The 22,599-nt window shown below is 64.0% G+C and carries 19 protein-coding genes and 1 pseudogene; 11 read left to right on the top strand and 9 right to left on the bottom strand.

Annotated features, from left to right (window positions below; all coding sequences use genetic code 11):
* Window positions 1-148: 148 nt before the first annotated feature.
* The 5 genes from G3N95_RS36460 to G3N95_RS36440 all read right to left on the bottom strand — a co-directional run bounded on the left by G3N95_RS36460 (window position 149) and on the right by G3N95_RS36440 (window position 5,150).
* The gene (locus tag G3N95_RS36460) at window positions 149-1,201 is read right to left on the bottom strand and encodes an ABC transporter ATP-binding protein (RefSeq protein ID WP_205974932.1); all 1,053 of its coding nucleotides are present in this window, start codon (window positions 1,199-1,201) and stop codon (window positions 149-151) included.
* Window positions 1,198-2,115 carry an ABC transporter permease gene (locus G3N95_RS36455; protein WP_205974931.1) on the bottom strand — a complete coding sequence of 306 codons (918 nt, stop codon included), beginning with the start codon at window positions 2,113-2,115 and terminating at the stop codon, window positions 1,198-1,200. The genes G3N95_RS36460 and G3N95_RS36455 overlap by 4 nt, the downstream gene beginning before the upstream one ends.
* A gap of 25 nt (window positions 2,116-2,140) precedes the next feature.
* Complete coding sequence (locus G3N95_RS36450) at window positions 2,141-2,965, bottom strand: ABC transporter permease (RefSeq protein ID WP_205974930.1); 825 nt, start codon at window positions 2,963-2,965, stop codon at window positions 2,141-2,143.
* Window positions 2,962-3,954, bottom strand: a complete 993-nt coding sequence (locus G3N95_RS36445; protein ID WP_241019158.1) for an ABC transporter substrate-binding protein — start codon at window positions 3,952-3,954, stop codon at window positions 2,962-2,964. The genes G3N95_RS36450 and G3N95_RS36445 overlap by 4 nt, the downstream gene beginning before the upstream one ends.
* 113 nt (window positions 3,955-4,067) lie before the next feature.
* Window positions 4,068-5,150 carry a LacI family DNA-binding transcriptional regulator gene (locus G3N95_RS36440; protein ID WP_205974928.1) on the bottom strand — a complete coding sequence of 361 codons (1,083 nt, stop codon included), beginning with the start codon at window positions 5,148-5,150 and terminating at the stop codon, window positions 4,068-4,070.
* Window positions 5,151-5,794: 644 nt separating this feature from the next.
* Between G3N95_RS36440 and G3N95_RS36435 the strand changes: the two are divergent.
* The 3 genes and pseudogenes from G3N95_RS36435 to G3N95_RS36425 all read left to right on the top strand — a co-directional run.
* Window positions 5,795-6,025, top strand: a pseudogene (locus G3N95_RS36435) (integrase arm-type DNA-binding domain-containing protein); the annotation flags it as partial.
* 91 nt (window positions 6,026-6,116) lie between these two features.
* Window positions 6,117-7,097, top strand: coding sequence for a hypothetical protein (locus G3N95_RS36430; RefSeq protein WP_205974927.1), 981 nt, complete (start codon window positions 6,117-6,119; stop codon window positions 7,095-7,097).
* A gap of 8 nt (window positions 7,098-7,105) precedes the next feature.
* Window positions 7,106-7,480, top strand: a complete 375-nt coding sequence (locus G3N95_RS36425; protein ID WP_205974926.1) for a hypothetical protein — start codon at window positions 7,106-7,108, stop codon at window positions 7,478-7,480.
* 357 nt (window positions 7,481-7,837) lie between these two features.
* Here the strand turns inward: G3N95_RS36425 and G3N95_RS36420 are convergent, their stop codons facing one another.
* Window positions 7,838-8,728 (bottom strand): methyltransferase domain-containing protein, encoded by an 891-nt coding sequence (locus tag G3N95_RS36420; RefSeq protein WP_205974925.1) that lies wholly within the window; start codon window positions 8,726-8,728, stop codon window positions 7,838-7,840.
* 472 nt (window positions 8,729-9,200) lie between these two features.
* On the opposite strand from G3N95_RS36420, the gene G3N95_RS36415 reads away from it, so the two are divergent.
* From G3N95_RS36415 to G3N95_RS36385, 7 genes are all read left to right on the top strand, one after another.
* Window positions 9,201-9,821, top strand: a complete 621-nt coding sequence (locus G3N95_RS36415) for a glutathione S-transferase (protein WP_205974924.1) — start codon at window positions 9,201-9,203, stop codon at window positions 9,819-9,821.
* A 271-nt stretch (window positions 9,822-10,092) separates the two neighbouring features.
* Window positions 10,093-10,284 (top strand): hypothetical protein, encoded by a 192-nt coding sequence (locus G3N95_RS36410; RefSeq protein WP_007585578.1) that lies wholly within the window; start codon window positions 10,093-10,095, stop codon window positions 10,282-10,284.
* Between the two features lie 127 nt (window positions 10,285-10,411).
* Window positions 10,412-11,815, top strand: coding sequence for an FAD-containing oxidoreductase (locus G3N95_RS36405; protein WP_205974923.1), 1,404 nt, complete (start codon window positions 10,412-10,414; stop codon window positions 11,813-11,815).
* Between the two features lie 21 nt (window positions 11,816-11,836).
* Entirely contained in the window at window positions 11,837-12,169 is a 333-nt protein-coding gene (locus tag G3N95_RS36400; protein WP_205974922.1) for a cupin domain-containing protein, read from the top strand.
* A 114-nt stretch (window positions 12,170-12,283) separates the two neighbouring features.
* Window positions 12,284-12,859 carry a TMEM175 family protein gene (locus G3N95_RS36395; protein WP_205974921.1) on the top strand — a complete coding sequence of 192 codons (576 nt, stop codon included), beginning with the start codon at window positions 12,284-12,286 and terminating at the stop codon, window positions 12,857-12,859.
* A gap of 3 nt (window positions 12,860-12,862) precedes the next feature.
* Window positions 12,863-13,651, top strand: a complete 789-nt coding sequence (locus tag G3N95_RS36390) for a hypothetical protein (protein ID WP_205974920.1) — start codon at window positions 12,863-12,865, stop codon at window positions 13,649-13,651.
* Window positions 13,652-13,670: 19 nt separating this feature from the next.
* Window positions 13,671-14,153, top strand: a complete 483-nt coding sequence (locus G3N95_RS36385) for a metallophosphoesterase family protein (RefSeq protein WP_205974919.1) — start codon at window positions 13,671-13,673, stop codon at window positions 14,151-14,153.
* Window positions 14,154-14,209: 56 nt separating this feature from the next.
* On the opposite strand, the gene proP is transcribed toward G3N95_RS36385, so the two are convergent.
* From proP to argA, 3 genes are all read right to left on the bottom strand, one after another.
* Entirely contained in the window at window positions 14,210-15,679 is a 1,470-nt protein-coding gene (proP, locus tag G3N95_RS36380) for a glycine betaine/L-proline transporter ProP (protein ID WP_205974918.1), read from the bottom strand.
* Window positions 15,680-16,422: 743 nt separating this feature from the next.
* On the bottom strand, window positions 16,423-16,698 hold the full coding sequence (locus G3N95_RS36375; protein WP_054924826.1) for an oxidative damage protection protein: 276 nt from the start codon (window positions 16,696-16,698) through the stop codon (window positions 16,423-16,425).
* A 71-nt stretch (window positions 16,699-16,769) separates the two neighbouring features.
* On the bottom strand, window positions 16,770-18,149 hold the full coding sequence (argA, locus tag G3N95_RS36370) for an amino-acid N-acetyltransferase (protein WP_205974917.1): 1,380 nt from the start codon (window positions 18,147-18,149) through the stop codon (window positions 16,770-16,772).
* A 23-nt stretch (window positions 18,150-18,172) separates the two neighbouring features.
* On the opposite strand from argA, the gene hrpA reads away from it, so the two are divergent.
* On the top strand, window positions 18,173-22,540 hold the full coding sequence (gene hrpA, locus G3N95_RS36365) for an ATP-dependent RNA helicase HrpA (protein ID WP_205974916.1): 4,368 nt from the start codon (window positions 18,173-18,175) through the stop codon (window positions 22,538-22,540).
* Window positions 22,541-22,599: the final 59 nt, after the last annotated feature.

Raw genomic sequence — 22,599 nt, 5'->3', positions numbered from 1 at the left:
CAGGCAAGAACACGGGCTGGCGGTGTGAGCCCGCTTTCTTTGCTTACTTTCTTTGCGGCGGCAAAGAAAGTAAGTGCCGCCCCGCACAGGGGCAACGCCAGCAAACCAGAAGCAAAACGCGGATGCCAGCAAAGGCCGAAAGGCAAAGCTAGGCAAGTGCTATCAAGCCATCCCTGGCAACAGAAACCCCTACAGCCGTGCCACGAGCAAGCTCAACCCGTCCCGGCACATCGACGATCAAAACATCAGGCGCCGCATCGCGAATAGTGAGCCGCGTCCGCTCACCGAGAAAGGCGGCGCCATCGACAACGCCTCGTAACTGAGCGCTCTCAGGATCCGCCAGCCATGCATCCTCGGGACGGAAAAACACCTCATCGCCATGAGGCATAACCCGAGTCGCATGCGTCGGCGGCAAAGGAATGGCACCGCCAGTCGTAGCCAGCACCCCATCCCGCGCCTGCCCCGACACACGATTGATCGTGCCGACGAACTGCGCTACCCGCCGATTCGCCGGGCGATAGTAAATGTCCCGCGGCGTGCCGATCTGCTCGATCCGCCCCGCGCTCATCACGACGATGCGGTCACCAAGCTCCATCGCTTCCGCCTGATCGTGCGTCACGTACACAGTGGTAATCCCAAGCTCGCGCAACAGTGCATTCATCTCGCTGCGCAACGTGTCGCGCAAACGCGCATCGAGTGCCGTCAACGGCTCGTCGAGCAGCAGCACACGCGGCTGCGGCGCGAGCGCGCGCGCCAGTGCAACACGCTGACGCTGGCCGCCCGAGAGTTGATCGATCGGCTTGTCCGCGTGATCGGTGAGACGCATCATCGCGAGCAGTTCGTCCACGCGCCGGCGCGCCACGTCCGCATCCACACGCTTGATCTTCAGCCCGTAGTTGATGTTGCCGCGTACCGTCAGGTTCGGAAACAGCGCGTAACTCTGAAACACCATGCCAACCTGGCGCTTTTCGATCGGCAGCGCAGTCACGTCTTCATCGCCAAACGCGATACGGCCGCCTGCGTCCGGCTGCTCCAGGCCGGCGATCATGCGCAGCGTCGTCGTCTTGCCGCAGCCCGACGGCCCGAGCAGCACCAGCGTTTCGCCCGCGCCGATCGTCAGATCAAGCGGTTCGAGCACGCGCGTGCCGCGAAACGTCTTCGCGCAGCGCGTCAGTGTGATGGGAATGGAGGCGAGCTTCATGGCGGGTCTTCTTGTGCGGATGATGGCGTAGCGGCGACGCGCGCTTTCTTTTGCCGCACATTGCGCTGGCCCGTCGCATCGACGCCGAGCCATTGCATCGCGACGAGCAGCGGCATCGTCATGATGAAAAAGAGAATCGTGTAGGCGCTGCCGATCTCGATGCGAAGCGACGCATACGTATCGGCGAGGCCGACGGGCAGCGTCTTCGTGTCGGGTGTGTGCAGCATCCACGTCAGATTGAATTCGCCGATCGACAACGTGACCACGGCCAGCGCGCCCGCGACGATGCCCGGCCGAACGTTCGGCAGCACGATCGTCACGAAGCGCTGAAAGAAGCCGGCGCCGAGACTCGCCGCGCCTTCTTCGAGCGTGCGCAGTCCCGAACTCGCGCACACGGCGGCGACGGCGCGCACCATGAACGGCAGCGTGAACACCACGTGGCCGACGACGATGAACGCGACGCTCGTGCGGAACATCGTGAAGCCGCCGTACACGACCAGCAGCGCGAGCGCGGACGCAAGGCCCGGCAGCGCGATGGGCAGCACGAGAAACTCTTCGATGATGCGCGACAGACGCGTCTCGCTGCGCGCGAGCACGTAGCCCGCAGGCACGCCCGTCAGCAGTGTGATGACGAGCGTCGCGAGCGCGACTTCGAGCGACAGGAACACGGAGTCGTGATATTGCGTCCACACTTCGCCGAGCCAGCGCAGCGTGAGACCGCTCGCAATGCCCTGAAAGTAGTTGACCGTCAGGCCCGCGAGAATCGACATCACGACGGGCACGATCAGAAATGCACACAGCAGCAGCGTGACGAGCCATTGACCCGCCGCGAGCCAGGCGCGCAGCGAGGGCAGGGCGGGCGCGCGTCTGCGTTGCAGGCCGGGTGCGTCGGTGGAGTGAGCAACGGAGTTCATACGGGACTCTTCATTCGCCATGAGGTTAGGCGGTCGCCGCCACAGCCGAGCCGCTGACGCTGCGCGCGACATACAGCACGATCCACGTGACGATGCCGAGCACAATCGACAGGCCTGCGGCCGTCACCATGTTCGCGTTGAGCGTGAACTCGGTGTAGATGGTCATCGGCAGCACGTCGATGTCGGTGGCGAGCGTGAACGCAGTGCCGAACGCGCCCATTGCCGTCGCGAAGCACACCGCGCCCGCCGCGATCAGTCCCGGCGACAGCGCGGGCAGCACGATGTCGCGCATGATCCGCCACGGCGATGCGCCGAGCGAGCGCGCGGCTTCTTCGAGCGACGCATCGAGCCTGGTCGCCGACGCCATCACGGTGACAATCACGCGCGGAATCGAAAAATACAGATAGCCGATAAAGAGGCCCGTCATCGAATACGCGAACACCCACTTGTCGCCCGTGAGCTTCAGCGACAGCGCGCCGATCAAACCCTGGCGGCCCGCCAGCATGATCACCATGAAGCCGACGACGACGCCGGGAAAGGCGAGCGGAAACGTCAGCAGCGCGAGCAGCGTACGCTTGCCGGGAAATTCGCGGCGCGCGAGATGCAGGCCCGAGATCACGGAAAGCGCGAGCGTCGTTGCCGTCACGGCCGCCGACAGCACGACCGTGGCGAACAGGCTCTTCATGTAGCGCGCGTTCGCGAGCATCGCGCCGTAGGTCTGCAACAGATGACCGTCGGCGCTGACCTGCACGAGCGCTGTCATGGGGAGCAGCCAGAACGCGATGAACACCGCGAGCGCCGGCGCGATCAACGCGATGCGCCAGCGCAGCGGGAACGTGATGTCGTTCAATGCATCACCTGCAGATACTGCTCGCCGAATGCCTGCTGTTTTTCGGCCATCTTCCCGAAGTCGACGGGACGCGCGCGTGCATAGTCGCTGGCCGGCAGGAATTTCGCGGCGGCATCTGCGCTCATCGCATTCGAACGCACGGGGCGCAGATACGCATTCGCCCACAGCTTCTGACCTTCGTCCGACAGCACGAAATCGAGCACCTTCTTGCCGTTCGCATCGTGCGGCGCGCCCTTCACGAGACTCATCACGTACGGCACTTCGATCGTGCCTTCCTTCGGAATGACGAACTCGACGTTCGCGTGATCCTTGTATTTCGCGCGATACGCGTCGAAGTCGTAATCGAGCAGGATGGGAATCTCACCCGACAGCACGCGTGCGTAGGCCGTCTGCTTCGGCACGATCGGCTGGTTGGCCTTGAGCTTCGCGAACCAGTCGAGCCCCGGCTTGAAGTTGTCGAAGCTGCCGCCCAGCGCCTGGTTCACGGCGACGGCGCCCGCATAGCCGACGAACGCGCTCGACGGATCGAGGTAGCCGATCATGCCTTTGTATTCGGGCTTGAGCAGATCGGCCCACGAGCGCGGCACCGGCTTGCCTTCGAGCGCGTCCTTGTTGACGAAGAAGCCCAGCGTGCCCGAGTGGATCGCGAACCAGTAGCCTTGCGGGTCTTTCAGGTTCGACGGGATGTCGTCCCAGTGCGCGGGCTTGTATGGCGCGATCACGCCCTTGTCCTTCGCCTGGAATGCCGACGACACGCCCAGATACACGACGTCCGCCACCGGGCTTTTCTGCTCGGCCATCAGCTGCGCGATCGACTGGCCGGAGTTCTTGTTGTCGAACGGTACGCGAATGCCCGTCTTCTGCTGGATGGCCTTGATCTGGCTGGCCCAGTCGGCCCATTCGGGCGGGCAGTTGTAGCAGATCGCGGTTTCGTCGGCGTGCGCGGTTTGCGCGGCGCCGAGCGTCAGCACGAACGACGATGCAACCAGCGCCGCGCGCGCGACGCGCACCGCTGCGATACCGATGGTGGAACGGCGGATCACGACAGGTCTCCCGGAGGTTGAGAAGGGTTGTTGGCGGCGTTGAAACGGGTTCTGTGACTTCAGGCGAGCGTGCGGAGGATGCGGTTCGACGCGGCGTCCGAGACGTCGGAGATCGCGGCGATCGCGGCGATCGTCGCGCCTTCGCGCAGCGTGTGCGGCAAGGTCAGCGACAGCGACGGCGCGTGCAGTGCGTCGTCGAAACCCGAAGGCTGCGTGCCGTCGACGCGCTCGATCAGCCGGCGCCATGCCGCGCAGCCGATCTCCCGGTTCGGCGCGCAGACGCTCGCGAGCGGCGGCGACAGCAGTTCGCCCATCGCGAGGCCGTCGAAGCCGAGAATCGACATGTCGCCGGGCATCTCGAAGCGCGCGCGGCGCAGGCCGCGCATCACGACCATCGCGAGCAGATCGTTGGAGCAGAACAGGGCCGTCGGGCGATTCGCGCCCGTGGTCAGATGATTGAGCACGGAGGGCGCGAGTTCGTCCGCGTTGAAGTCGATTTCGAGTGCGGGCGCGGGCGTGAGGCCCGCCTGCTGCATTGCCTGCGTGTAGCCGAGATGGCGCAGCCGCGCGCGGTCCGACGCGGCGAGTGTGCCGGCGAGCATCAGGATGCGTCGATGGCCGTGCGCGATCAGCATCCGGACGCCGTCGTAGGCGGCCTGGCGGTTGTCGACGGATACCGACGGGCGGCGCACGGTGTCGTTGTGCATCAGCACGTACAGCATGCCGTCGCGGTCGAGATCGTCGAGCAGCGGGTGCGTGTCGGCGTCGGCGACCGTCAGGATCAGGCCTTCGACGCGCTGCTCGCGCAGCGTTTCGATCGCGCGGCGCTCGCGGTCGGCGTCGTACTGCGTCGTCATCAGCATCAGACGATAGCCTTGTGCCGACGCGAGTTCGTCGATGCCCTGCAGGCATTCGGCGAACACGGGATTGGCGAGCGTCGGCAGCATGACGCCGATCAGGCGCGAGCGCTCGCCGCGCAACTGGCGGCCGAGCGGGCTCGGGCGGAAGTTGAGCGCGTCGATCGACTGACGCACTTTTTCGAGGGTCACGGGGTTGACCGTGTGCGGCGCGTTGATCGCGCGCGAGACGGTCGCGATCGAAAAGCCCGCGTGGGCGGCGACATCCTTGATCGTGGGCGTCATCGTTGGGTTCCCGTCAGCCTGTGCCGCGCGCCGTCGCCGTCGCGCGGTGTTGTAAACGTTTTCGTGGGGCGGATTATCGGGAACGTTTGTGACGGGTCGATGAATGCGCGGCGGGTCGCGGGACGGCCCAACTGGGGTTCGCGCCGGTTTGGTCAGGCTGCGGCGCGATGGTAGAATCGCGTCCGCCCTGCCGGGGTGATGAAATTGGTAAACATAGCGGACTTAAAGCATTGAGTGCCCAGCCGGAAACGGCCGGTGCAGAACCCTTCAAATTCGGCGAAACCCCTGAACGCACGCTATACGTCGTGCGGCCGAGGCGACGCCGAGCCAAGCCCGTTTTCTTTCCTGCTGACGCGGGACGGAAGGCGTGGAAGGTGTAGAGACTAGACGGGGGGCGCCTAAGGCGATGTGTGCGAAGCGCGCATTGCGATGGCGAAGGCATAGTCCAGCGCACGAACGTCTGCTGCCTCGAGTGTCGTGGCAGACGGCGTCGAAAGACGTAGTGTGACGAAAATCCGCCGCTTAACAGCTTGCCGGTTCGAGTCCGGTCCCCGGCACCAATTCCATACTTCATCCGCCAGTACGTTCCGCCCGCTGGCGTGACTTCGAGATACATAGCGCCGCCGTCCGCGAGGCGATAGGGATTCGCTGGCAAGGAAATGCGGCTCGCACTCGGCGTCTATCCCGATGTGTCTCTGGCTGCCGCGCGCAAGAAGCGCGACGACGCACGCGAAAAACTCGCGCACGGTATCGACCCCTGCGAAGCGAAGAAGGCCGACAAGCGCGCCGCCCTGCACGCCGCGTCGAACTCATTCAAGGCCGTTGCGTTCGCATGGATGGATGAACGGAAGGCGCTCGTCGAAATCGACCAGTACGATTTCCGGGTCAATGCGCTTTGACGAAGTTTGGCAAATGGGCTTCGACGCCGTGCTAGGTATACCCGCCTCAAACCGATGCGGAGGAAACATGTCGTTTCCCGAATGGGGGCGGTCGTACAACGCCCTGCATGTGCCGTTGACAGGCGACTGGCAATGCTCGCTGGTGCCAGCTTGTGACATGGATGAACCCACCTCGTGGTGGAGCTTGTCCTACGATGAGCGCCAGCAGAAGCGAAAGGACCGGAAGAGGCAGATCGAACAGGACCAGCGGGACTTCGAACGATACTTCCGGGTTAGCACCAGCCGACGAGCGGCGCGCGCATGTAGAGACTTCAGCGCCTATGCAGCGTTTATCAGTCAACACCTGCGCATCTCGGCTCTGTCTGCGCCGGTCGATGGCGAAGGAGTGACGCGCATCCTGCGCGATGCGGTACGCGATGGCGCGCTCATACCCGCGATTGACCGGGCGTGGCGGGGCAGCCGCCGGGTTGGTCGGTCCTATGCGCCGCAAAGCTGGCCGAAGCGGGCACCCGACCCGAAGCCGACCATCTATGGGGTACGCAACGGCGAGTTCGTCCCGCTCGATGCAAACGGGTGCTTTATCGACAGGACGCCCTACGTGCCGGTCGCTGCGACCGCCAGCAATGCCGCCGTTTCTGGCAGCGGGTTTGACTGGCTGGGTGCGGTCGAGACTGCGGCCGGGGCCGTGCTCGGCGGCGGTGTTGATGATTCGGGTGATGTCGGCGACAGCGGGCCGGGTCTGGTCGATAGCTTGACGGATGCCGACGATTCAACGCCGTTCGGCAATGCGCAGGCGTTCGAGTACAGCGAGGATATGCCGGATGGCGATGATGAAACCCTAGCGGGTATGCCGATCAAAGGAGGCCCGCCAAATACTTGGGTAGAGAATCCGTCAGGCAGTGGGCAACTGCGTTTGTACGACGCCAACGGTAATGCTGCCGCCGATATCGATATCGATCACGATCATGGATTCGGTGCGCCACATTCGCACAACTGGGATGGACAGGACCGCGATCTCGGTAACCCGGTGTCTATTCTCCCTTACTGAGATTGAAAATGGAAAGCTTGAAAGCCTTCAACCACTTCCACGACTGGTACATGGACACGATCCACGTATCGAAGGAGCGCAAGACGTTGACGCTTGGTCTGTTCCTTCAGGATCGGCGAGCCTCCGTGTCTTTCGTCGGAATGAATCGTTGCGTGCTTGATAATCTTGGCCTTCAGAACATCGTCTACGGAATTGAGGTGTTGGAGCCTGGCACGCCCCGTTATGAGAAAGCGCAGCGGATACTAGCCAAGGCCGAGCGATGGACCGATGAGAAGCCTTCGCGAGTTGCGCAGATTTTCTCGACATGCGGAGCGGAACTTGTCATCGAATTTGACTCGCTCGATGTGGCCTCCGCATCTACCGAAGCGGGCGCGGACTCATGACTGCAAGGCGAAAGGACGCGCGCCTTGAAGGTGAGCTCAGTTGCTTTGTGCAGAAGTACGCGCGAAAGGCGCACGCCGGGCACGATCCCAATGACCGCGGCTATGACCGAAAGGTAGAGGACGCCATGCGGAGACTGCGACCTGATGACCTGTCCGCGCTGCTTTCCGGCGAATACGGCGATGGCGACCCGGATTCAGCCGACTGAAACGCAAAAGCCGACCCTTGCGAGTCGGTTTTTTTGCGTCCGTCTTTCCGCACCAGGCAACGCCTGGCGTGTCGCCGCAGCGAAGGGCGACGATAGCGTTCTTCGCGCGACAATCGTGACCGCTTCTTCAAGAGACTGCGGGCTATTCCTGCTACCACCCCAGCGCCCGGCGCAACCTCCAGAACGGTTTGCCCGGCACGGCGTCGCTCGCGCGCGCTTCCATCGTCTTCCAGCTGACCTCGGCCGCCTCGCGGTCGTCGGTGGCCTTCAGCGTGACGAAGAACTCGAGCGTATTGCGCTCGGTGTCGTGGAACGACTCGCACGAAAAGCCGACCAGTTCGTGATGAACCAGCGAACGCATGATTCGTGAGAAGGAGCGCGGTGTGAACGTCCAGCAATGGACATCGTGATAGGTGCCGTTCGCGATCACGTCGCGCGACAGGGCGAGCGCGTCCGTGAACTTGTAGTGGTGCTTGAGATGATCGGGCGGAAGCACTCTGTCCCATGCATCGGCGGCGCTGACCTCCGATGCGCCCAGCGCGAAATCGATGATCGAGTGGGGCTGCGGCACCCGCGCGCGATGGACGAACGCGGTCAGAATGTCGGCCATGCGGGATTCTTCCCGCAGATAGTCGAATGTGAATCGCTTGTCTGGAATGATGAGGCGGACCTGGCCAGCGGGTTTGAGCACCGAGTGCAGTTCCTGCAGCCAGGTCACGAGGTCGGGCACATGCTCGATCACATGAGAGGCGACGATGTAGTCGACCTTGCGTCCCGATACCGCTTCGGAAAGCGTGTTCGCGCCCCACACGGCGTCGACATTCACGATCTTGTTCACGTCGACGTTGGGATCCCGCGCGTATTTCACCTTCAGCACATCCGTCGACGTGTGGTCGACATAGATGATCTCGCCGTCGTCGCGCGTGACGATCGGCCGGCACAGTGCGCCTATTTCGATTCCCGTTCCGCCTTTGAGATCCAGTCCGCCCAGAATTTTCCTCCGGCGCGGATCGGCGATGGTCTGCGGATTTGAAAGGCCCATTTCTCCTCCAGCGGATTTTTGTGGGAAATATTACTACGTCTCACTAATCCTTTCGTGGTCTGTCGGGCGGGCCCTGATTTTCATGTCCGGCGCATCGGCATCGCCCAAAACTGAGCCCGATATGACGCAGAACCGTGTTGCCAGCCACATGCCGCCGTGTCATAGTGCGCGACGCCAAATGCCGAGGCCGACGTTCTGCGACAGCCTTAAGGCATCCATAAGACAAGCATTCCTAGACTTGCGTAGAGATAACGACCGGCAACAGGGGACGGAGACATGCACAAGTGTCACTACAGGTTTCTGTGGCGCACGCGCGAGAACGAAATTCGCTGGGTTTGCCGCGTATGCGGCGCAATGATGGTGCGCGGAAAGATCTACGAGCCGCTTTGAGACGACGAAACGGTTTATCGCCAGTGCCCGGGGATTCGTCTACAGTATTCCGAACTGACCACATTCGATGGGAGAAAGCGGAATGCAACTGATCGGCATGATGGATTCACCGTACGTCCGGCGCGTCGCCATTTCTCTCGGCGTCCTCGGCCTGCCGTTCGACCATCAGAGCGTGTCGGTATTCCGGCATTTCGACGCATTCGCGGCGATCAATCCCGTGGTCAAAGCGCCGACCTTCATCGCCGACGACGGTACGATGCTGATCGATTCGTCGCTGATCCTCGACTATCTGGATCAGCGGAGTCCGCCGGACAGGCGCCTGATGCCCGCCGACACCCGCGAGCGCATGAAGGCGCTGAGTCTGATCGGCTTCGCGCTCGCCGCCTGCGAAAAGACGATGCAGAACGTCTACGAAGTGAATCTGCGGCCTGCCGAGCGCCAGCACCAGCCGTGGATCGAGCGTATCCAGACGCAGCTGTTCGCCGCGTACGATCATCTCGAGAGCGAGATCGCGGGCCGTGAAGAAAACGGCTGGCTGTTCGGCGACCGCCTGATGCAGCCGGACATCACGCTGGCCGTCGTATGGCGTTTCCAGCAGTTCATGCTGCCCGAGCTCGTCGATCCGGCGCGCTACCCGGCACTCGCTGCATTCTCGGAGCGCGCCGAAGCGCTGCCCGAATTCATCGCCGCGCCGCTCGAATGATCGTTCGCTTTCGGCGGGAATGACCTCGCGGACCGAGTGGGCGTGAGGCGGCCGTGAAAAAAGCGCGCGAAATACGCCCCCTCAAACCCCGTCGATCGACCTCGCGACCCCGTGCCGCAAGGCGTTCCCGGATTGTTCCGCTCCGTCGACAACTATCTTCGCGTTTAGCTCATTTATCCCTAACACTCCGCTCCCTACAATCCCTCCATCGAAACTTGTATCTGGATGGGCGCCGTGCCCGATACGCGGCGCCATGTGACTGGGGGCAGCCATGAGAGCGATCATCGAAAGACAGCTTTATCACCCGGCAGTGGTGCTGCCGATGGTGTCGCTCATCCAGATCATGGTGCAGGTGGATTTCAATCTGAGCCAGGCGGGATTCGTCGTCGCTACGAACGGTGCGCGCGCCGCGCTCCAACGTTCGCGCGAACTGATTTGCTCGCTGCATCATTGCGACGCGTAATTCGCACGATCTGAACGGCCGGACGGCGTCCGAAACTTCCATCACTCACCGCTGAGGCTCATCACTTCGGGAAACATCGGGCTGGCGTAAGATGACCGACTCGCACACGCGCTTCGGGAGATCGGTCATGCCACAGCATTTCGACGCCATCGTGATCGGTACCGGGCAGGGCGGCTCGCCGCTCGCCGTGCGACTCGCAGAGAACGGCCGCAAAACGGCGGTGATCGAACGCGACAAGTTCGGCGGCACCTGCGTGAATGTCGGCTGCACGCCGACCAAGGCATATGTGGCGAGCGCCCGCACCGCGCATGTCGCGCGCCGTGCGCTCGAATACGGCGTGCACGTGGCCGGCGACGTGAGCGTCGACCTCGCGAAAGTGAAGGCGCGCAAGGACAAGATCATCGGCCAGTCGCGCGACGGCGTCGAAAAGTGGCTGCGCAATACGGAGAACGTCACTGTCTTCAAAGGCCACGCGCGCTTCACGGGCGCACATACGCTGAGCGTCACGGATCCCGAAAGCGGTAACGTGCTGGCCGAACTGCAGGCCGACGACATCTTCATCAACACGGGCACGCGCGCGGTCATTCCGAAGCTCGAAGGCATCGAGCGCATTCGGTATCACACCAACTCGACACTGCTCGAACTGACCGATTTGCCGGCGCATCTGGCGATCGTCGGCGGCAGCTATATCGCGCTCGAATTCGCGCAGGTGTTTCGCCGCTTCGGCAGCCGCGTGACGGTGATCGTGCGCGGCGATCGCGTGCTCGCGCGCGAGGACGAAGATTTCGCGCGCAACGTCCAGAAAGTGCTCGCGCGCGAAGGCATCGAATTCCGCTTCGGCAGCGAGCCGTCGCGCGTCGAGCCGTTGCAGGAGCACGGCGACGGCGTGCGCATTTTGTTCGGCAACGATGCCGCGCCGCTCGACGCCTCGCATCTGCTGTTCGCCACGGGCCGCAGCCCGAACACCGACGACCTCGGCCTCGACGCGGCCGGGATCGAGGTCGACCGCCACGGCACGATTCCCGTCGACGGCCAGTTGCGCACCAATGTGCCCGGCGTGTGGGCGATCGGCGACGTCAACGGACGCGGTGCATTCACACACACGTCCTACGACGATTTCCAGATCGTCGCGACGAATCTTTTCGACGGCGGCAAGCGCAGCGTCGATGACCGGATCATGGCGTACGCGGTGTTCGTCGATCCGCCGCTGGCGCGCGTCGGCCTGTCCGAGCACGACGTGCGCACGAGCGGCCGCGATGCGCTGATCGCGACGATGCCGATGACGCGCGTGGGCCGCGCGCGCGAGAAGGGCGAAACGGACGGCTTCATGAAAGTGCTGGTCGACCCGGCGTCGAAGCAGATACTCGGCGCGACCATCTACGGCGTCGACGGCGACGAAGCGATTCACACCTTCATCGACATCATGACGGCGCGCGCGCCGTACACGACGCTGCAATACGCGATGCATATCCATCCGACGATCAGCGAACTCGTGCCGACGCTGCTCGACGGCCTTGCGCCCATGAAGTGAACGAAGAGCCGAGGTGACGACATGCAACTGAAAACGGGCAATCTGTTCAGCGGCGAAGCGAAGCGCGACGGCGAAGAGCGGATCGACATGCTCGTCGCGGGACAGCGTCTGAACGTGGAGCGAATCGTGTCGATGGGGCACACGAGTCCGCCCGGCTTCTGGTACGACGACTCGCGCGCGGAGTGGGTCGTACTGCTGTCGGGCGCCGCGGTGCTCGAGTTCGAGGAAGACGCGACGCTGCACGAGATGCGCCCCGGCGACTACGTGCTGATCGAGCCGCATTGCCGTCATCGCGTCGCGTGGACGGATGAGGAGGAGCAGACCGTCTGGCTCGCGATCTACTACGAACCTTGAAGCGGTTTTGACCATCATCGACAGCCTTGCCTCCGATCGCGGATAATCGGCAGCGGCGACGCACGGCCTGGCCGGCGTCGATGAACAACGACAACCGCAACGGGAAACGGGCAGATGGGTAAAGGACGGGTAGAAGCCTTCAGCGATGGCGTGATCGCGATCATCATCACGATCATGGTGCTCGAACTCAAGGTGCCCGAGGGCTTCGACCTCGAAGCGCTGCGCCCCGTGATCCCCGTGTTTCTCGCGTACGTGCTGAGCTTCCTGTACGTCGGCATCTACTGGAACAACCATCATCACATGTTCCATGCGGTGCAGAAGGTGACGGGCGGCGTGTTGTGGGCGAACCTGCATCTGCTCTTCTGGCTGTCGCTGATGCCCGCCATCACGCACTGGATCGGCGAAAGTCATCTGGCCGCGTGGCCGACCGCGCTGTATGGCCTCGATCTGTTCATGTGCGCGATCGCGTACTTCATTCTCGCGCATGTGCTGATCCGTCATCACGGCCCGGACTCGACGATCGCGCGTGCGCTCGGCCGCGACTTCAAGGGCAAGATTTCCGTCGTGATCTATCTGGCAGGCGCGGCTTTCGCGTTCATCGCGCCGTGGGTGTCGGCCGTGCTTTACACGTTGTGCGCATTCATGTGGCTCGTGCCGGACCGCCGCATCGAACTGCTCGTCAAGGAATAGCCGATGCTCGCGCTGAAGCTCGCGCTCGTTCCGGGTTTCCTCGCCGCGCTGACGATGGCGGGGCGCGTGTGGGGGCCGTCGGTCGCGGGCTGGCTGGCGGGATTGCCGGTCGTCGCGGGGCCGATCGTGCTGCTGCTCGCGCTGGAGCGTGGACCGGCATTCGCGGCGCAGGCATCGGCTGCGTCGATTGCGGCCATTGCTGCATCGGAAGCATTCAACTTCGCGTATGCGTGGACGTGCCGCGTGAGCCGCTGGTGGGTGGCGTTGTTCGCGGGCTTGCTTGCGTGGGCTTTGGTCGCCGTGCTGCTTACGCATCTGCCCTTGGGGCTTGCATGGTCGCTGGCGGTGGCGTGTGCCGCCGTTGCCGTGTCGCAGGCCGGCTTGCCGCGTGTCGAAGGCGCAGTGCCTGCGGGGCGTGCCGGTTTCGCCGATCTCGCGTTGCGCATGCTCGCGGGCGCGTTGCTGACGCTCGCGGTGACAACGCTGTCCGCGTCGATGGGCGCGGCGTGGAGCGGTGTGCTGTCGGTGTTTCCACTGCTCGGCATCGTGCTCGCCGTGTCGGCGCAGCGCGCGCACGGTGCGCCTTTTGTCGCGTTGCTGATGCGCGGTATGGTGATCGGGCGCGCGTCGTTCGCGGCGTTCTTCTCGATTGTCGCGTTGACGCTGCCGACGCTCGGCGTGCTGCCCGCCTTCGCGTGCGGCGCAATGGTGTCGGTGCTCGTGCAGGGCGCGACGAAGCGGCTGGTCGCGATGGCGCACAAGTCGCGCGCGCCACTCGCCGCGCTCGATTGAAATTCGTCAGGAACGCACGATGGTCAAGCGGCGCGCACAGTCATCCCGTATCGGTCTGATTTCGGACACGCACAATCTCGTGCGTCCCGAAGCGCTAGCGTGGCTCGCGGGATGCGATGCGATCGTCCACGCGGGCGACATCTGCAATCAGGCGGTGCTCGATGCGCTCGTATCGATCGCGCCGCTGACGGTCGTGCGCGGCAACAACGACGTGGGCGAATGGGCCACGTCGATCCCGCTGCACGCGACGCTCGACGTGCAGCAGGTGAAGATCTTCGTCGTTCACGATATCGCCGACGTGCCACGCAATCTGCATGAGGCAGGCGTGCACGTCGTCGTGACGGGGCATTCCCACAAGCCGCTGATCGTCGAGCGCGACGGCGTGCTGTTCGTCAATCCCGGCAGCGCGGGGCCGCGACGTTTCAAGCTGCCAATCTCCGCCGGCATGCTGACGATCGAAGGCGCGAACGTCGAAGCCACGTTGCAAACGCTGACGGCATAAAAAAACGGGTCAGCCGAAGCTGACCCGTTTCAGTCGCTGCGAGACTTGCGGCTCGCTTATGCACGCGCCGTTGCGGCAGCTGCGTACGCTTCTTCGATTTCCGCAGCTTCGCGTTCGCCACGCAGCACGGCATGCGCTTCCGCACGCGTCGCGACACACGGGCCCGAGCCGAGCAGCGGCTTGCGAGCCGTTTCGCGCAATGCGAGCACGGAGACGATGCCGATGATCGACGCGCCCATCAGGTAGTACGCAGGCATCATGAGGTTGCCGGTGCGGTCCACCAGCCATGCCGTCACCAGCGGCGTCGTGCCGCCGAACAGCGATACCGACACGTTGAAGCCGATCGCCAGCGCGCCGTAGCGGATCTTCGTCGGGAAGAGGGCGGGCAGCGACGACGGCATCACGCCCGTGAACGTCGACAGCAATGCACCGAGAATCAGCAGGCCGCCGAACACGGGCAGCACGGCGCCCGTACGGATCAGCAGCAGCGCCGGAATCGACAGCACGAACAGACCCACGCAGCCGAGCAGCATCACAGGCTTGCGGCCGATCTTGTCCGACAGATGGCCCGCGTAGAGCGTCATCGGCATCATCAGCACCATCACGGCCAGCACGAGGAACAGACCGTGCGATTCGTTGAAGTGCAGCGTCGCCGACAGATAGCTCGGCAGATACGACAGCGCCATGTAGTCGGTCACGTTGAAGATCAGCACGAGGCCGACGCATTGCAGCAGCGGCTTCCACTGCTGCGCGAGCAGCTCCATGAAGCTCTGCTTCGGACGCGACTTCTCGTCGGCTTCACGCGCTTCCGCTTCTTTCTTGAACGCAGGCGTTTCTTCGAGCTTCATCCGGATGTACAGGCCGACCAGACCCAGTGGACCCGCGATGAAGAACGGCACACGCCAGCCCCACGACAGCAGGGCTTCCTGCGACAGCGAAGCCGTCAGCACGGCCACGGTGCCCGCGCCGAGGATATAACCGACCAGCGTGCCGAACTCGAGGAAGCTGCCCGCGAAACCGCGACGGCGGTCCGTCGCGAACTCGGCGATGAAGGTCGCCGCACCGCCGTATTCACCACCTGTCGAAAAGCCCTGCACGAGACGCGCGACGAGCAGCAGCGCGGGCGCGAAAATGCCGATCGAGCCGTAGCTCGGAATCAGACCGATCGCGAACGTGCCGACGGCCATCATGATCATCGTCATCGCGAGTACGCGCTGGCGGCCGATCCGGTCGCCGAGCGGCCCGAACACCATGCCGCCGATCGGGCGCACGAGGAACGCGGCCGCGAACGTGCCGAAGGTCGCGATCAACTGCGCCGACGGGCTGCTCGACGGGAAGAACACTTTGCCGAGGGTGACGGCGATGTAGCTGTACACGCCGAAGTCGAACCATTCCATCGCGTTGCCGAGCGCCATGGCGCCGACGGCACGCTTGAGAAGGGAGTTGTCGACGACCGTGATGTCATCGAGAGTCAGGCTGTTGTCGTTGTTCTTTTGTCGCCAGAAGCCGTTGCTGGAAGCGGTCAAGGTTAATGCTCCTATGACTGCGGCCGAACGCGAAGCGCTCCGCCACGGATTGCTGGAAAGTGCAGTTTCGCGAGCGGTCAAAGGCGTGGCAGCAGGAGGCTGCCTGGCACGGACCGCGCAAAGGCGCACTGCGCAACGTTCATAACATTCGCGCAGAAAAAGTAACGCCCGTGCATCGCGAAGGTCGTCGCGAAAATGCACTCATCGGTTGCTGCTAAACGTTGGTATCCGCGTGGCCTTGCAGGGGGGCAGATACCGGAGGACGCTCGCGCACGGAATGCGCTGACGCCGCTTGAAAAGGCTTGAAACGAAAAAGGCCGGCGAGGCGTCGCTCCGGATCGCGCCAATCAACCTGGCGCGACTTGCAACGAAACAACCGACAAGCCTTCTTGTATAAAAACAATCCAATTCCTACCCGGACCAATACAGCGAAAAACGCCATGCCGGGAAATGAACTGAACGCGAATGAAGGGTTAATGCAGTTAGAACGAAGAACATGATAGCACGATAAGCGAGGATCGTGCAAACCGCCCGTCCGGCGGGCTTTTGCTCAACGCGCGCAATCCGTTGCCTGGCGGGGGATTGCGGGAATTCGGCGGGTGCCGAAAAGAGGGCTTCCGATTAACAGTTTCGTTCAATTTCCGGACGCGGGCGGCGGGGCGGCGCGCCGGAACGCAGGCGAAAAAAATCCGCGCATCGAGCGCGGATTTTTCGGGGGCGGGACAGATGTCCGCAGCAGCGGGTCAGCTTTGTGCCGGCGGCACGTAGCCCGAAGCCTGATCGGCGCCTTCGCCGAAGAAGAACTTCTCCGTCTGCTTCATCAGGTACTGGCGCGCACGCGGATCGGCCATGTTCAGGCGGTTTTCGTTGATCAGCATGGTCTGCTGCTTGAGCCATTGCTGCCATGCTTCCTTCGAAATGCTCTCGTAGATCCGTTTGCCGAGTTCGCCCGGCAGCGGCGGGAAATCGAGACCTTCGGCTTCCTTGCCGAGCTTCGTGCATTGAACCATGCGAGTCATGCTGTGCTTCTCCTGTAATCGATATGTAACGGCGTCGCGGCGTTATTGTGCGCGCTCAGAGCTGTTTCCGCTCAGAGCTGTTTCATCAGCACGAGCGACTTACGCTGCCAGTTGTAAAGGCGGCGGCGGTCTTCGGGGAGGTCGTCGACCGTGACCTTCACGAAGCCGCGCTTGAGGAACCAGTGTTCGGTACGTGTCGTCAGCACGAAGATACGCGTGAGTCCGCGCGCCCGCGCGCGCTGCTCGACGCGCTTGAGGAGCCGTTCGCCGTCGCCCGAGCCTTGCGCTTCCGGCGCGACCGTCAGGCAGGCCATTTCGCCGATGCGCTCCTGTGGGTACGGATAAAGCGCCGCGCAGCCGAACAGCACGCCATCGTGCTCGATCACCGAGAAATGGTCGATGTCTCGTTCGATCTGGTGGCGTCCACGTCGCACGAGCGTGCCGTCGCTTTCCAGCGGCTCGATCAGCGTGAGGATGCCGCCGACGTCGTCCGGCGTGGCTTCGCGCAGACTTTCGAGGTTCTCGTACGAGATCATCGTGCCGACGCCGTCGTGCAAGAACAGTTCCAGCAGCAGGCTGCCGTCGAGTGCATACGGAATGATGTGCGCCCGCGCGACGCCGCCGCGGCATGCGCGAATGGAGTGCTTGAGATAGAAGCCTGCGTCGCCCGTTACCGCGCCGCTTTCATGCAAACGGTAGGCGTCGTCGAGCGAGAGTTCGCGGATCAGCGCGCTCTCTTCGTCGAGCAGGCCTTCCGTTTCGGTGAGGAACACGATCTTGTCGGCACGCAGGGCGATCGCGGCGGCCGACGCGACGTCTTCCATCGACAGATTGAACGCTTCTCCCGTCGGCGAAAAGCCGAGCGGGGAGAGCAGCACGATCTTGCCGCTCGCGAGCGACTGGCGGATCGACTCGGCATCGATCTTGCGCACGACACCCGTGTGCTGGAAATCGACCCCGTCGAGAATGCCGACCGGGCGCGCCGTCACGAAGTTGCCCGACACGACGCTGATGTGCGCGTGCGCCATCGGCGTGTTCGGCAGACCCTGGCTGATCGCGGCCTCGATGTCGAGACGCACTTCGCCCGCCGCTTCCTTCGCGGATTCGAGCGCGCGCGCATTGGTGATGCGCATGCCGTGCGAAAACTCGGATTCGACGCCGTGCAGGCTCATCTGCTCTTCCACTTGCGGACGCGAGCCATGCACGAGCACGATCTGGATACCCATCGCCTGCAACAGCGCGATATCCGACACGAGCGCGTTGAGCAGACCCTGATGCACGACCTCGCCGCCGAAGCCGACGACAAACGTCTTGTTTCGGAACGCGTGGATGTACGGCGCGACCGATCGCATCCAGTCGACGAATTGCGCGTGCTGCAACAGGGTTTCCGCGTCGCCGGACGGTGCCGGTGCTGAGGCGGGCGAGGGGACGAGGTCGGTTTGGGAATTCATGCCCCGGATTATAATGCGCCCCCATGTCGAATGTACCCAAAAGCTCCGCTGGAGCCGATACGAAAAACGCTTCGTCCGATACCGCGAAAGACGCTGCGAACCCTGCGCCGCGCGGCCATCGGCACGCGACGCACGAGGCGCGCGGCGACGCGCCTCGCCGTGACGATTCCGTGAATGTTGCGAATGCGCCGCTTACGGGCGCTTCCACGCACGGTGACGCGACGAGACACGAAAGCGCGGGCGCGGCCAAAAGCGGCCCGCGCGAACCGCAGAATCGCGCGGAGAACGTGCGGCGGGACCAGCAGGGCAAGCGCGGCGGAACGAATCCGGCAAGCGGCGCGGCGCGCCCGCAGACGGGTTCGGAAGGCCGTGCGCGCGCAGGCAATCAGTCTGGCGCCGACAAGCAGCGCAATGGGCCGCGCGAGCAGCGGAAGCCCGCACGCGTCGTCGAGCCGAACCCCATTCCGCCCATCACGTTCCCCGAAGCGCTGCCCGTATCGGGCCGCCGCGAGGAAATTGCGCGCGCGATCGAAGGACATCAGGTCGTGATTGTCAGCGGCGAAACGGGCTCGGGCAAGACGACACAGTTGCCGAAAATCTGCCTCGCGCTTGGACGCGGACTCGGCGCGGGCGGCAGTGGGTTGATCGGCCACACGCAGCCGCGCCGCATCGCGGCATCGGCGACGGGGCGGCGTATTGCCGAGGAACTCGGCACGCCGTTCGGCGAAGTGGTCGGCTACAAGGTGCGCTTCACCGATAATCTTTCGCCCGGCGCGTCCGTCAAGCTCATGACGGACGGCATTCTGCTCGCGGAAACGCAGACCGATCCGCTGCTGAAGGCGTACGACACGCTGATCATCGACGAGGCGCACGAACGCAGCCTGAACATCGATTTTCTGCTCGGCTATCTGAAAGAGATCCTGCCGAAGCGGCCCGATCTGAAGCTGATCGTGACCTCGGCGACGATCGACGCCGATCGCTTCGCGCGTCATTTCGGCAGCGAAGAGAAGCCGGCGCCCGTGATCGAGGTGAGCGGGCGGCTGTATCCCGTCGAGGTGCGCTACCGGCCCGTCGCCGAAGATTCGCCTGCCGTGAAAGCGGCCGAGGGGACGTCGGGCCGCGAGCGGCCGGATCGTCCGAAAACGCAGCGCGAGACCGACCGCGACCTGATGGACGCGATCGTCGAAGCCGCCGACGAACTGTGCCGCGAAGGTCCCGGCGACGTGCTCGTGTTTCTGCCCGGCGAGCGCGAGATTCGCGACGCGGCGGAAGCGCTCCGCAAGCACCATCCGCCGCACACGGAAATTCTGCCGCTGTTCGCGCGGCTGTCGGCGGCCGAGCAGGAACGCGTGTTCCGGCCGTCGAACGCGCGGCGCATCGTGCTCGCGACCAACGTCGCGGAAACCTCGCTGACGGTGCCGGGCATCCGCTATGTGATCGACACGGGCCTCGCGCGCGTGAAGCGCTACTCGTATCGCAACAAGGTCGAGCAGTTGCAGGTCGAGTCGATTTCGCAGGCGGCCGCGAACCAGCGAGCAGGGCGCTGCGGGCGGGTCGCCGACGGCATTTGCATCCGTTTATACGAGGAAGCCGATTTCCAGGGGCGAGTGCGCTTCACGGACCCGGAAATTCTGCGATCGTCGCTGGCAGCCGTCATTTTGCGGATGAAGTCGCTGCATCTGACGGCGATCGAAACCTTCCCGTTCATCGAGCCTCCGCCAGGCCGCGCGATCGCCGACGGCTATCAGTTGCTGAATGAACTCGGTGCCGTCGATGACGACAACGCGCTCACGCCGCTCGGCCGTGAGCTGGCGCGTCTGCCGCTCGATCCGCGCGTCGGCCGGATGATTCTGGCCGCGCGCGACCAGCTGTCGCTGCGCGAAGTGCTGATCATCGCGAGCGCACTGTCGGTGCAAGATCCGCGCGACCGCCCGATCGACGCGCAGGAGCAGGCCGATCAGGCGCACCGCAAGTTCGCCGACGAGCGCTCCGAGTTCCTGCAATGGCTGAAAATCTGGACGTGGTTCGAAGAGGCCGTCGCGCACAAAAAGTCGAACAAGCAGTTGACCGACGCCTGCCGTCAGAATTTCCTGTCGCATCTGCGTCTGCGCGAATGGCGCGACGTACATTCGCAACTGCTCACGGTGGTGCGCGAGCACGGCTGGCGTCTGAACGAGAGTGAAGCGACCTTCGAGCAGATCCATCTCGCGCTGCTGACGGGCCTGCTCGGCAATATCGGCCTCAAAGCCGACGACGAGCCGTACTATCTCGGCGCACGCGGCATCAAGTTCTATCTGTGGCCCGGCTCGGCGCTCGTGAAGAAGGCGGGCAAGTGGGTGATGGCGGCCGAACTCATCGAGACGAGCCGCCTGTACGCGCGCTGTATCGCGAAGATCGAGCCGGAGTGGGTCGAGCGCGTCGGCGCGCATCTGTTGAAGAAGTCGCTCTCCGAGCCGCATTGGGAAAAGCGTTCCGCGCAGGTGACCGCGTTCGAGCGCGCGATGCTGTACGGCTTGCCCGTGTATCACCGGCGGCGCGTCAGCTTCGGCAAGCAGGATCCGGCGCGCGCGCGCGAACTGTTCATCCGCGGCGCGCTTGTGGAAGGCGAGTTCGACACGAAGCTCGCGTTCTTCGCGCATAACCGCAAGCTGCTCGCGGATATCGAACAGCTCGAACACAAGTCGCGGCGTCAGGACGTGCTGGTCGACGACGAGCTGATCTATGCGTTCTACGACCAGGCGATTCCGAACGGCATCCATACGGGCGCCGCGTTCGAACGCTGGTATCGCGACGAAGTGAAGAAGAGCGGGCAGCAGGAAGACAAGCTGCGGCTGCTGTATCTGTCGCGCGACGATCTGATGCGCCATGAGGCCGCCGGCGTCACGACGGATCTGTTTCCGAAGCGGATGACGATGGCGGGCGTCGATATGGCGCTGACGTACCACTTCGAGCCGGGCTCGCCGCGCGACGGTGTGACGCTCGCGGTGCCCTTGTATGCGCTGAATCAGGTGGATGCGCGGCGCGTCGAATGGCTCGTGCCGGGGATGCTGAAGGAAAAGACCCAACTGCTGCTCAAGTCGCTGCCGCAGAAGCTGCGCCGCCACGTCGTGCCGCTGCCGGAATACGCGGCGGGATTCGTCGAGCGGCACAGCGGACCGCGCTTTGGCGCGGGCGGTCTGCTCGATACCGTGATCGCCGACGTGCGCGAGCAGACGCAGGTTGCGACGAAGCAATCGGACTACAAGCTCGAGACGCTCGCGCCGCATCTGTTCATGAACTTCAAGGTCATCGACGAGCACGGGCGGCAGCTCGCGATGGGCCGCAACCTCGCGCAACTGCGCGCGGAGCTGGGCGGCCAGGCGCAGCAGCAGTTTCAGAAGATCGCGACGAGCGCGGCCGGTGCGGCGCTGGCGAATGCGGGTTCGGGTTCGGGCGGCGATGCGCCTGTGCGCGGTGCTGCGTCCGCTGCTGGACGTGGTGCGTCCGCCGCACCTCGTACGCCGACGGCAGCCGACGCCGCCGCGGCGCCCGCAACGGCACTCTACGAAAACTTGACGACGTGGAACTTCGGCAAGCTGCCCGAGTTGCTGGAAATCCGGCGGGGCGGGCAGACGCTGTTCGGTTATCCGGCGCTCGTCGATCGCGGCACGCATTGCGACGTGGAGGTATTCGATTCGCCCGACGAGGCGGCGCGGATTCATCGCGCGGGCCTGCGGCGGCTGTTCGCCCTGCAACTGCGCGAGCCGATCAAATACCTCGAAAAGAACCTGCCGGGCCTGCGCGAAATGGCGATGCAGTTCATGCCGCGTGGCACGCAGGAAGAACTGCGCGATCAGCTGATCGATACGGCGCTCGACCGTGCGTGCCTGCAGGACCCGCTGCCCGCCGACGACGCCAGCTTCCACGCGCGCAAGGACGAAGGCCGCAGCCGGCTGACCCTACTGGCGCAAGAGATTGCCCGGCTCGTCGGACAGATTCTTGGCGAGTATTCGGCCGTCGTCAAAAAGCTCGCGCAGGCCAAGCCGTTCGCGGCCGCTTACGCCGACATGCAAGGCCAGCTCGACGCGCTGGTCGGCAAACGCTTCGTCGTCGATACGCCGTATGCGCAGTTGTCGCATTTCCCGCGCTATCTGAAGGGCATTGCGCTGCGCATCGACAAGCTGAAAGCGGACCCGGCGCGCGATGCCCGTCAGTTCGCCGAATTGCAGCCGCTCGCGCAGCACTACCAGCGCGCGCTCGCGCAGCGCGGCGGCGTGCCGGACGTGCGGCTCGCGGAGTTCCGCTGGCTGCTGGAGGAACTGCGCGTGTCGTTGTTCGCACAGGAACTGCGCACGCCGATGCCCGTCTCCGTCAAGCGGCTTTACAAGGTGTGGGAGTCGATGCAGCGTTGATCGGCGCGCGGCGCGCGTTCACTTGCGCGTCAGGTCATGCAGCGGGCGGCACTTGCGGA

Origin of the sequence: Paraburkholderia sp. Tr-20389, assembly GCF_017104565.1 — a bacterium.
In the GTDB taxonomy this organism is placed as follows: domain Bacteria; phylum Pseudomonadota; class Gammaproteobacteria; order Burkholderiales; family Burkholderiaceae; genus Paraburkholderia.
Note: the sequence above shows the minus strand (reverse complement) of the source record. Positions and strands in the feature narration are given on the sequence as shown.